Source organism: Kitasatospora sp. NPDC002965 (assembly GCF_040611255.1).
Classification (GTDB): Bacteria; Actinomycetota; Actinomycetes; order Streptomycetales; family Streptomycetaceae; genus Kitasatospora.
In genome coordinates this window covers 1-12,148 of record NZ_JBEXNT010000202.1, presented here as the reverse complement: position 1 = coordinate 12,148, position 12,148 = coordinate 1, and the positions used below count along the sequence as shown (strand labels likewise).

Annotated in this window: 2 protein-coding genes; both read right to left on the bottom strand. The window is 77.3% G+C overall.

The genetic code is table 11. The features are described from left to right. Window positions 1-6,967, bottom strand: a 6,967-nt coding sequence (locus ABZY91_RS39540) for a type I polyketide synthase (protein WP_355408794.1), incomplete at its 3' end; no start/stop codon positions are given. Window positions 6,968-6,984: 17 nt separating this feature from the next. After that, on the bottom strand, window positions 6,985-12,148 hold a 5,164-nt coding region (locus ABZY91_RS39535), incomplete at its 5' end, for an SDR family NAD(P)-dependent oxidoreductase (protein ID WP_355408792.1).

Here is a 12,148-nt window from a genome sequence, read left to right as displayed (position 1 = left end):
CAAAACGACCCCGAACCTCCTCCACCCCCGCCACATCACCCGACACCACCACCGACAACGGACCATTCACCGCCGCAACATCCACACCCGCGACCAGAACAGCCCGCACCTCCTCCTCCGACGCCTCCAACGCCACCATCGCCCCACCACCCGGCAACGCCTGCATCAACCGCGCCCGAGCCCCCACCAACACCGCCGCATCACCCAGCGACAACACCCCCGCCACATGAGCCGCCGCCAACTCACCGATCGAATGCCCCGCCACAAAATCAGGCCGAACACCCCACGACTCGAACAAACGGAACAACGCCACCTCCACCGCGAACAACGCCGGCTGCGTCCACCCCGTCTCGTCCAACCCCACACCCGAAACGATCACCTCACCCACCGGCACACCCAGCGCCTCCACCACCGCATCGAACGCAGCAGCGAACACCGGCTCCGAGGCATACAACTCACGCCCCATCCCCACCCGCTGACTCCCCTGACCCGAGAACAGGAACGCCAGCCCACCAGCCTGCGCAGTACCGCGAACGACCTCCACACCCTCCAGATCACGCAACGCAGCCGGGTCGCCGAGGGCGACGGCCCGCTCTTCGAGGGCGGCCCGCCCGGTCACCAGCGACTGTGCGACGTCCACCGCCGAACCGGCGGACTCGGCCACCCCGGCGATCCGCAGGGCCTGCTCACGCAGCGCCTCCGGGGAACGCGCCGACACGACGAACGGCACCACGGACGGGACCGAGGCAGCGGTCGCGGCAGCCGCCGCAGGATCGGCGACCGGCTCCCCCTCGCGGGCCTCGGGGGTCTCCGCCTCGACCGGCGCCTGCTCGACGATGACGTGCGCGTTGGTCCCGGAGACGCCGAACGCCGAGATGCCCACCCGGCGCGGACGGCCCGCGTCCGGCCACGCCTGCTCCTCCGTCAGCAGCCGGACCGAACCGTCCGACCAGTCGACGTGCGGGGACGGCGCGTCGACGTGCAGGGTGCGCGGCAGCACGCCGTGCCGGATCGCCAGCACCGACTTGATCACCCCGGCCACGCCGGCCGCCGCCTGGGTGTGCCCGATGTTGGACTTCACCGACCCCAGCCAGAGCGGCCGGTCCTCCGGCCGGCCCTGCCCGTAGGTGGCCAGCAGTGCGTGCGCCTCGATCGGGTCGCCCAGCGTGGTGCCGGTGCCGTGCGCCTCGACGGCGTCGACGTCGGCCGGCTCCAGGCCCGCGCCGGCCAGCGCCGCCCGGATCACCCGCTGCTGCGAGGGACCGCTCGGGGCCGTCAGGCCGTTGGAGGCGCCGTCCTGGTTGACCGCCGAACCGCGCAGCACCGCCAGCACCTCGTGACCCAGCCGCCGCGCGTCCGACAGCCGCTCGACCAGCAGCAGCCCGACCCCCTCGGCCCAGCCGGTGCCGTCGGCCGCCGCCGCGAAGGCCTTGCAGCGGCCGTCGGGCGACATCGCGCGCTGGCGGGAGAACTCGACGAACGTGGTCGGGGTGGTCATCAGCAGCACGCCGCCCGCCACCGCGAGGTCGGACTCGCCGGAGCGCAGCGACTGCGCGGCCAGGTGGAGCGCGACCAGCGAGGAGGAGCAGGCGGTGTCCACCGTGACCGCCGGGCCCTCGAACCCGAAGGTGTAGGAGATCCGGCCGGAGGCGACACTGCCCGCGTTGCCGATGCCGAGGTAGGCCTCCAGCTCCGCCGGGACCCGCTGGGCAGCGCTCGCGTAGTCGCGGCCGGAGATCCCGGCGAAGACACCGGTGCGGCTGCCGCGCAGGGAGGTGGGGTCGATGCCGGCGCGCTCGAAGACCTCCCAGGTGGTCTCCAGCAGCAGTCGCTGCTGCGGGTCGATCGCGGGTGCCTCCCGCGGCGGGACGCCGAAGAACTCGGCGTCGAACTCGCCGATGCCGTCGAGGAATCCGCCGTGCCGGGCGTAGGACGTGCCGGGCCGGTCGGGGTCGGGCGAGTAGAGGGCGTCGAGGTCCCAGCCGCGGTCGGTCGGGAACCCGGAGAGCGCGTCGACGCCCTCCGAGACCACCCGCCAGAGGTCCTCGGGCGAGCCGACGCCGCCGGGGTAGCGGCAGGCCATGCCGACGATGACGATCGGGTCGTCGTCGACGACGGCCGCACCGGGGGCGGTGACCGCGCCCGGGGCCGTACCGGACCCGCCCTCGGAACCCCACAGCTCCTCGGCCAGCCAGTCGGAGAGCGCGGCGGGCGTCGGGTGGTCGAAGACGACGGTGGCGGGCAGCCGGCGGCCGGTCAGCGCGCCGAGCCGGTTGCGGAACTCGACGGCGGTGAGCGAGTCGAAACCCTGCTGGCCGAAGGCCTTGGCGGGGTCGACGGCGTCGGCCGAACGGTGCCGCTGGACGACCGCCGCCTCGGCCCGGACGACGCCGAGCAGGCTGCGGCGCCGTTCGGCGGCGGGCAGCGCGCCGAGCCGCGCCAGCACGTCGCTCCCGCCGGCCGCCGCCGGGGTGGCAGCGGCGGCGGCGCGCGGCACCAGTTCGGCGACCAGCGGGTGCGGCCGGTCACGGAACAGCACCGGCCAGTCGACGTCCGCGACGACCAGGTGGCTCTCGCCGTGGTCCAGGGCCTGGCCGAGCAGGGCGACGGCCTGGACGGGCGGCAGCGAGGCGAGGCCGTGCCGGAGCAGCTGCTGCTCGGCGCCGTCGGCGGCGATGCCCGCGCCCGCCCAGTGGCCCCAGGCGATCGAGGTCGCGGGCAGACCGGCGGCGCGCCGCTCGGCGGCCAGCGCGTCGAGGTAGGCGTTGCCGGGCGCGTAGTTGGCCTGACCCGGGATGCCGGCGACACCGGCCAGCGAGGAGAAGAGGACGAAGGCGGACAGGTCGTGGCCGGCCGTCAGCTCGTGCAGCAGCCGGGCGGCGCCCGCCTTGGCGCGCAGGGCGGCGGCGAGCTGCTCGGGCGTGAGCGTGGGGATGAGGCCGTCGTGCAGGGCGGCGGCGGTGTGGACGACGGCGGTGAGCGGCAGGTCCGCGGGGACGGCGTCGAGGACGGCCGTCAGGGCGGCCCGGTCGGCGACGTCGGCGGCGGCGTAGGTCACCCTGGTCCCGAGGGCGGTGAGTTCGGCCTCCAGGGCGGACGCCTCGGGGGCGTCGGCCCCGCGTCGGCTGACCAGCAACAGGTGTTCGGCGCCGCGTCCGGCCAGCCAGCGGGCGACGTGTCCGCCGAGGGCGCCGGTGCCGCCGGTGATCAGGGTGGTGCCACGCGGCTTCCACGACCGGTCGGCGGCGTCCTCCGACCCGTCCTGCGACCCGTCCTGCCCACCGTCCGGGGAGGCCGCCGGAGCGGCGGGCAGCGGGGCGGCCTGGACCAGCCGACGGGCGAAGGCTCCGGCCGGCCGGAGCGCCAGCTCGACCTCGCGCTCCGCGGACGCGTCCGTGAGCAGCGCGGCCGCCTGCTGCCAGGTCTGCCGGTCGGGCGCGGCCGGCAGGTCGAGCAGTCCGCCGAAGAGGGCCGGCTGCTCGGCGGCGAGGATCGCGCCGAAGCCCCAGACGAGGGCCTGCTCCGGATCGGTGACCGGGTCGGTGGGGCCGGTGCCGACGGCGCCGCGGGTGAGGTACCAGACCGGCGCGGTCAGGCCCGTCTCGTCCAGGGCCTGGGCGAGCGCGACCTGGGCGGCGTGCGCCCACGGCAGGTCGTCGTGCTCGGGGTGCCGGCCGGGGTGCAGGCCGAGCAGCGAGACGACGCCGGCGACCGGGGGCGTCCCGGAGCCGGCCGGTCCGGCGGGTGCTCCGCCGAGCGTCAGGGCGAGCTTCGCGGCGAGCGCGGCCCGGTCGACCCCGCCGACCAGCAGCTCGACGGAGCCGCCGGCCGCGGCGAGCGCCTCGCCGAGCCCCTCGGCCCAGGTGTGTCCGACCGCCTCCTCCGGGACGACGACCAGCCAGCGGCCGTCCGACCGGCCCCCGGCCCGGCCCGCCGGGACGGTGACCGGCCGCCAGGTCAGGCGGTGGCGCCAGCCGTCGGCCGCGGTGGCGGCGCGGCGGCGGTCCCACCAGGAGGCGAGCGCGGGCAGGACGGGGACCAGTCGGTCGCCGTCCACGCCGATCGCCTCGCCGAGCCGGCCGGCGTCCCGTCCGGCGACCAGCTCCCAGAACAGGCTGTCCCCGGCGGCGCCGGAACCGGGAGCACCGGCACCGGCGGCGGACAGGTGCTCGGGCGAGCGGCTGGCGTCCAGCCAGTACCGCTGCCGCTGGAACGGGTAGCCCGGCAGGTCGGCGTGGGCGGGGCGGGCGCCGGCGAAGGCGGTCGCCCAGTCCACGGCGACGCCCCGGACGTACAGCTCGGCGACGGAGGAGAGCCAGCGGTCGCGGTTGCCCCGGCCGCGCCGGAGCGAGCCGGTGACGACGGCGTCGGCGACCCCGGCGGCGTCCAGGGTGTCCTCGATCGCGCCGGTGAGCACGGGGTGCGGGGAGACCTCGACGAAGACGGTGTGCCCGGACTCGGCGAGCCGGCGCGTGGCCTGCTCGAAGCGGACGGTGTGGCGCAGGTTCCGGTACCAGTAGCCGGCGTCCAGCCCGGCGGTGTCCTGCCAGTCGCCGGTCACGGTGGAGAGCAGCGGGACGGTGCCGGCGCGCGGGCGGACGTCGGCCAGCAGGGCGAGCAGCTCCTCGCGCAGGGCCTCCGTCTGCACCGAGTGCGAGGCGTAGTCGATGTTGACGGGACGGACGGTGGCGCCGTCGGCGGTGAACGCCTCGGTGAGCTCGGCGAGGGCGTCGAGGTCACCGGAGACCACGGTGGCCTGCGGGCCGTTGACGACGCCGATGGACAGCCGGCCGGGCCAGGCGGCGATCCGCTGCTCGACCTCGGCGAGCGGGCGGGAGACCGAGACCATGCCGCCCTTGTGCGAGATCCGCGCGAGCAGCTTGGCGCGCAGGGCGACGATCCGGGCGCCGTCCTCCAGGGTGAGCCCGCCGGCGACGTACGCGGCGGCGACCTCGCCCTGGCTGTGGCCGACGACGGCGTCGGGGCGGACGCCGTAGGCCTGCCAGAGTTCGGCGAGCGAGATCATGACGGCCCAGAGCACGGGCTGGACCACGTCCACCCGGTCGGGGTCGGGGCCGTCGGCCGCGCCCCGGACCACGTCGAGCAGCGACCAGTCGGTGTGCGGGGCGAGGGCGTCGGCGCAGCGGGTCAGGGCGTCGGCGAAGACGGGCTCGGTGGCGAGCAGGCCGGCCGCCATGCCGGTCCACTGGGAGCCCTGGCCGGGGAAGACGAAGACGGTGCGGCCCGGGGTGCCGGCCCGGCCGCGGACCACGCCGGGGCCGTCGAGGCCGCGCAGCGCCGCCAGGGTGTCGGCCGTCGGGCCGTCGCCCACCGGGGCGACGACGACGGCGCGCTCCTCCAGGGCGGCGCGGCCGGTGGCCAGGGTGTGGGCGGCGGCCACCGCGTCGGGGCCCGGGAGGCCGTCGGTGCGACCACCGGCGAGCCGGCCGGCGATCCGGGCCGCGTGGGCGGTGAGCGCCTCGGGGGTGCGGGCGGACAGGACGTACGGCAGCACGGCCGGGGCGGACGGGGCCGCGGTGTCCGCCGCCTGCTCCGACGCCTCCGGCGCCTGCTCGACGATGACGTGCGCGTTGGTGCCGGAGACGCCGAACGCCGAGACGGCGGCGCGTCGCGGCCGGTCCAGGGCGGGCCACTCCTGCCGCTCGGTGAGCAGCCTGACGGTGCCGTCCGACCAGTCGACGTGCGGGGACGGCGCGTCGACGTGCAGGGTGCGCGGCAGCACACCGTGCCGGATCGCCAGCACCGACTTGATCACCCCGGCCACGCCGGCCGCGGCCTGGGTGTGCCCGATGTTGGACTTCACCGACCCCAGCCAGAGCGGCTGTCCGTCGCTGTGCGCCTGCCCGTAGGTGGCAATGAGCGCCTGGGCCTCGATCGGGTCGCCGAGCCGGGTGCCGGTGCCGTGCGCCTCGACCACGTCGACGTCGCCGGCGGTCAGCCCGGCGGAGGCGAGCGCCTCGCGGATGACGCGCTGCTGGGAGGTGCCGCTGGGGGCGGTGAGCTGGCTGGAGCGGCCGTCCTGGTTGACGGCGGAGCCGCGCAGCACCGCGAGGACCCGGTGGCCGTTGCGGCGGGCGTCGGAGAGCTTCTCCAGGACGAGCAGGCCGGCGCCCTCGCCCCAGCCGGTGCCGTCGGCGGCGGCGGCGAACGGCTTGCAGCGGCCGTCGGGGGCGAGGCCGCGCTGGCGGCTGAACTCGATGAACATGCCGGGCGCGGAGAGCACGGTGGCGCCGCCGGCCAGGGCGATCGAGCACTCCCCGGCGCGCAGCGAGCGCGCGGCCAGGTGGAGCGCGACCAGCGAGGAGGAGCAGGCGGTGTCGACGGTGACGGCCGGGCCCTCCAGGCCGAGGCTGTAGGCGATCCGGCCGGAGGCGACGGAGGTGGTGGTGCCGGTGAGGACGTAGCCGTCGGTCTCCTCGGCGGGCAGGTGGTGCATGCTCGGCCCGTACTCCTGGGCGATGACGCCCGCGAAGACACCGGTCCGGCTGCCGCGCAGTGCGGCGGGGTCGATCGCGGCGTCCTCCAGGGCCTCCCAGGCGGTCTCCAGGAGGAGGCGCTGCTGGGGCTCGGCGGCGAGCGCCTCGCGCGGCGAGATGCCGAAGAACTCGGCGTCGAACTCGCCCGCCTCGTAGAGGAATCCACCCTCGCGGGCGTAGCTGCGGCCGGGCTTGGCGGGGTCGGGGTCGTACAGGTGGTCGAGGTCCCAGCCGCGGTCGGCGGGGAACGGGCCGACGACGTCGCGCTCGTCGGAGACCAGCCGCCACAGGGCGTCCGGGGTGTCGGCGCCGCCCGGGAAGCGGCAGGCCATGCCGACGATGGCGATCGGCTCCTCCGCGCCGCCGCCGGCCGCCTTGGCCTCGGCGTCGCGCAGTCGCTGACGGGTCTGGTGCAGCTCGGCGGCGACCTTGTTGAGGTAGTCGCGGAGCTTCTGCTCGTTGGTGCTCATCTCTGCGTTGGCCTCTCTCAGGAAATGCCGAGCTCGTTGTCGATGAAGTCGAAGATGTCGTCGTCGCTGACGTCGGTGATGCGGGCGGCGAGGCCGTCGTCGGCCTCCGGGCCCGCCGGGGCGGCCGGTCCGTCCGGGTGCGGTGCCGGGGTGGGCGCGCCGAGCACGGCGAACAGCGCGGTGAGCCGGGCCGCTGCGCCGGCGCGGGCGTCCGGGTCGTCGCCGAGGGCGGCCAGGGCCTGCTCCAGCCGGTCGAACTCGGCTGTCGGGTCGGCCCGGTGCGGCTGCGGGGCGGGGGCGAGCCGGTCGCGCAGGTGGGCGGCGAGGGCGGCCGGGGTCGGGTGGTCGAACAGGGCGGTGGTGGGCAGCCGCAGACCGGTCGCGGTGTTGATCCGGTTGCGCAGCTCGATCACCCCGAGGGAGTCGAACTCGCTGTCCATGAAGCCGAGGTCGCTCTGGATCGCGGTGGCGTCCGGGTGTCCCAGGACGGCTGCGGCGGTGGAGCGGACCAGGGCGAGCAGTTGCCGTTCCTGCTCGGCGGCCGGTTGGCCGGCGAGCAGGGCGGTCAGCGCGGCGGGTCCCTCGGCGCCGCCGGCGGCGGCCGGACGGGGGCGGTGTCGGGCGAGGCCGCGCAGGACGGGCGCGAGCCGGTCGGCGGGCACCGGCCCCGGGTCGAGGCGGGCGGCCGCCAGGGCGGGGTAGGGGGTGGTGAGCGCGGCGTCGAACAGGGTGAGCGCCTGCTCGTTGGTCATCGGGGCGAGGCCGGTGGCGGCGAGGCGTTCGGTCTCGGCGGCGGTGAGCCCGGCCGCCATGCCACCGGCCTCGGCCCAGTGGCCCCAGGCGAGCGAGACGGCGGGCAGCCCGCGGACCGCCCGGTGCTGGGCGATCGCGTCCAAACGGGCGTTGGCGGCGCCGTAGTTGGCCTGGCCGGGGTTGCCGAGCAGGCCGACGGCGGAGGAGAACAGCACGAAGGCGGCGAGGTCGAGGTGGGCGGTGGCGCGGTGCAGATGCCACGCGCCGTCGGCCTTGGCCCGCTGGACGGTGCGCAGCCGCTCGGGGGTGAGCGAGCCGAGGACGGCGTCGTCCAGCACGCCCGCGGTGTGCACGACGGCGGTCAGCGGGTGGTCGGCGGGGACGCCGGCGACGAGCGCGGCGACGGCGTCCGGGTCGGCGAGGTCGGTGGCGGCGAAGGTCACCGTGACTCCCGACTCGGCCAGTTCGGCGCGGAGTTCGGCGGCGCCGGGTGCGTCCGGCCCCTGCCGGCTCGCGAGCAGCAGGTGCCGGACCCCGTGCCGGGCGGTGAGGCGGTGGGCGACCAGCCGGCCGAGTGCGCCGGTGCCGCCGGTGACCAGCGCGGTTCCGCCGTCGGCGAGCGCGGTCGGCAGGGTGAGCGCGAGCTTGCCGGTGTGCCGGGCCTGGCTGAGCCTGCGCAGCGCCTGCGGGGCCTGCCGGACGGACTGGGCGTGGACGGGCAGCGGGAGCAGCTCGCCACGCTCGAAGAGTCCGGTCAGGTCGGCCAGGATCACCGCGATCCGGTCCGGGTCGACGTCGAACAGGTCGAAGGCCAGGTAGGCGGCGCCGTCGTGGTCGGCGGCGACGGTCGCCGGGTCGCGCTGGTCGGTCTTGCCCATCTCGACGAACCGGCCGGCGGGGGCGAGCAGGCGCAGCGAGGCGTCGGTGAACTCGCGGGCCAGCGCGTTGAGGACGACGTCGACGCCGCGGCCGCCGGTGGCGGTCCGGAAGGAGTCCTCGAAGTCGAGGGTGCGGCTGGAGGCGACCCGGTCGCCCGCCAGGCCGAGGCCGCGGAGCACGCCCCACTTGCCGGGGCCTGCGGTGGCGAGCACCACCGAGCCTCCGTGGCGGGCGAGTTGGACGGCGGCCTGGCCGACGCCGCCGGTGGCGGCGTGGATCAGGACGGTCTCGCCGGACCGGAGGCCGGCGAGGTCGTAGAGACCGTGGTAGGCGGTGAGGAAGGCGACGGGGACGGTGGCGGCCTGGGCGTAGCTCCAGCCGTCGGGGATCCGGGTGAGCAGCCGGTGGTCGGTGACGGCGACCGGGCCGAGGGTTCCCTGGACCAGACCCATCACCCGGTCGCCGGGCCGCAGTCCGGTGACGCCGGGGCCGGTCTCCAGGACGGTGCCGGCACCCTCGGCGCCGATCCGGGCCCCACCCGGGTACATGCCGAGGGTGATCAGCACGTCGCGGAAGTTGAGGCCGGCGGCGCGCAGGGCGATCCTCACCTCCCCGGCGGCGAGCGGGCGTTCGGCCTCGGGGGCGGGCAGCAGGGCCAGCGAGTCCAGGCTGCCGGGGGTCGTGGTGTCGAGCCGCCAGGCCGCGGCGGTGCCGGGGTCGAGCAGGTCGGCGGCCCGGGTGCGGACCAGCCTCGGGACGCTGATCTCCCCGGCGCGCAGGGCGAGTTGCGGCTCGCCCGTGGCGAGGGAGGCCGACAGTGCGGTCGACAGGGCGGCGATCGTCCCGGTCGGGTCGGTCGCGGCGGACCGGTCGGCGCCGGGGGTTCCCGGGGCTCCGGGCGCGCCGCCCCCGAGGGCGGTGTCGACGTCCAGCAGGACGAACCGGTCCGGGTGTTCGGCCTGCGCGCTGCGGACCAGGCCCCAGACGGCGCCGGCGGCCGGGTCGGGCACGTCCTCGCCGGGGTGGGTGGCGACGGCGCGCTCGGTGACGAGGACGAGGGTGCCGGTCCGCTCGCCGTCCAGCCAGGCGTGCAGCAGGGCGAGGGCCTGCTCGGCGGTGCGGACGGGGGCGAGCACGGTCTGCCCGGCGCCGGCCTCGGCGAGGTCGGCGAGCACCGGGTGCTTCCCGGCGGGCGCGAGCGGCCGGGCGTCCTCGCCGAGCACGGCCCAGCCGTCGAGCGGGGCGCCGTCGAAGGCGAGCGGCTGCCAGTCCAGCCGGTACAGCGAGTCCGGGCCCGCGGCGGCCGGGGCGCGCAGGGTGAGCGCGCCGACGGTGGCGACCGGCAGGCCGGCCGGGTCGGTCAGCTCCAGCGTGACGGTGTCCTGGCCGGCCGGGGTGATCCGGGCCCGCAGCGCGGCGGCGCCGGCGCGGTGGACGGTGACGTCCCGCCAGGAGAAGGGGAGGACCGTCCGTTCGGCGTCCAGGACGACGGCGTGCAGGGCGGCGTCCAGCAGGGCCGGGTGCAGCGCGTAGGCGTCGGCGTCGGCGGCGGTCGGGGCGATCTCGGCGTACCGCTCCTCACCGAGTGCGGCGACGGCGGTGAGGCCGCGGAAGGCCGGGCCGTACCGGTAGCCGCGCTCGGCGAGCCGCTCGTAGGCGTCGTCGAGGCCGACCGGGGCGGCGGCGGGCGGGGGCCAGGCGGCGGTGTCCGCGCCGGGGGCGGCGGGCGCCCGGTCGGCCACGGTGCCGGTGGCGTGGGTGGTCCACTCGGCGCCGTCGGCGGCCTCGGTGTCCGGCTGGGAGCGGATCCGCAGCGGCCGGCGGCCCTCGGCGTCGGCGGTGCCGAGCAGCGCCTGGAGCCGGACGCCGCCGGTGGCGGGCAGGGGGAGCGGGGCCGCCAGGTCCAGCGACTCGACGTGGGCGGCACCGGCGCGCAGCGCGGCCTGGACGGCCAGCTCCAGGAAGGCGGTGCCGGGCAGCAGGACGCCGTCGGCGACGGCGTGGTCGGCCAGCCACGGGTGGGTGCGCAGCGAGATCCGCCCGGCGAGCAGCCAGCCCTCGCCGTCCGGGAGTTCGGTGGCGGCGGAGAGCAGCGGGTGGCCGGTGGCGGCCAGACCGGACGCGTCGGCGGACCGGCCGGCGGGCTGGTCCAGCCAGTGCCGGCGGCGCTCGAAGGGGTAGGTCGGCAGGTCGGTGCGGGCCGGGCCGGACGGCAGGGCGGTGTCCCAGTCGACCGGCACGCCGTGGACGTGCAGCCGGGCGAGCGCCTCGGCCGCGGTCGCCGGCTCCGGGCGGTCGGCGCGCAGCAGCGCCGCGAGGGCCCTCGGCGCGGCGGGGGCGGGCCCGGCGGGGCCGTCCTCGGTGAGGGCGGTGAGGCTCTCCTCGGCGAGGGCGGTGAGCACCGGGCCGGGCCCGAGTTCCAGGTAGGCGGTGGTGCCGAGCCCGTCCAGGGTGCGGACGCCCTCGTGGAACCGGACCGCCTCGCGGATGTGCCGGACCCAGTAGCCGGGGTCGGTCAGCTCGGCCGCCGAGGCGAGGGCGCCGGTCAGGTTGGACACCACCGGGAGGCGCGGCGGGTGGTAGGTCAACCGCTCGGCCACCGCGCGGAACTCGTCCAGGACGGCGTCCATGTGCGGCGAGTGGAAGGCGCGCCCGACGGTCAGCAGCTTGACCTGCCGCCCGCGCGCCCGCCACTCCTCGGCGAGCCGGCGGACCTCGTCGCCGTCCCCGGAGAGGACGACCGAGCCGGGCCCGTTGACGGCGGCGACCGACACCCGCCCGTCCAGTTCGGGCAGCACCTCGGCCTCGGTGGCCCGGACGGCGGCCATCGCGCCACCTGCCGGCAGCGCCTCCATCAGCCGGCCGCGGGCGGCGACCAGGGCCACGGCGTCCGGCAGCGTGAGCACGCCGGCCAGGTGGGCGGCACTGAGCTCGCCGATCGAGTGCCCGATCAGGTGGTCGGGGCGCAGCCCGTACGCGGTGGTCGCCAGCCGGTGCAGCGCGACGTGCAGGGTGAACAGGGCGGGCTGGGTATAGGCGGTGGTGTCCAGCAGGTCGGCCTGCGCGGTGCCCGGTGCGGCGAACAGGACGTCCTTCAGCGGGGCGGCCAGGTGCGGGCCGAACAGCTCGGCGATCTCGTCCACCGCCGCCGCGAACACCGGTTCGGCGCCGTACAGTTCGCGCCCGGCGCCGGCGCGCTGACTGCCCTGGCCGGAGTAGAGGAAGGCCAGCCGGGGCGTCCGGGCCGCCGTGGCGCGGAGCAGTCCGGGGGCGTCCGCGCGGTCGTCGGCCAGCGCCCGCAGGGCGTCGGCCCGGTCCGCGGGTCCGGCGCCGAGGACGGCGGCGCGGTGCGGGAAGTGCGTGCGGGTGGTGGCCAGGGAGCGGGCGAGGCCGGGGGCGCCGTGTCCGGCGAGGTCCAGCAGGCGGGCGGCCTGGGCCCGGAGGGCCGGCTCGGTGCGGGCGGAGAGCAGGAGCGGCGCGTGCGCGTCCGGTGCCCCGGCCGCGGCCGTCTCCGCAGCGGGCCCGTCGGCGGGCTCCGTGGCGGGCCAC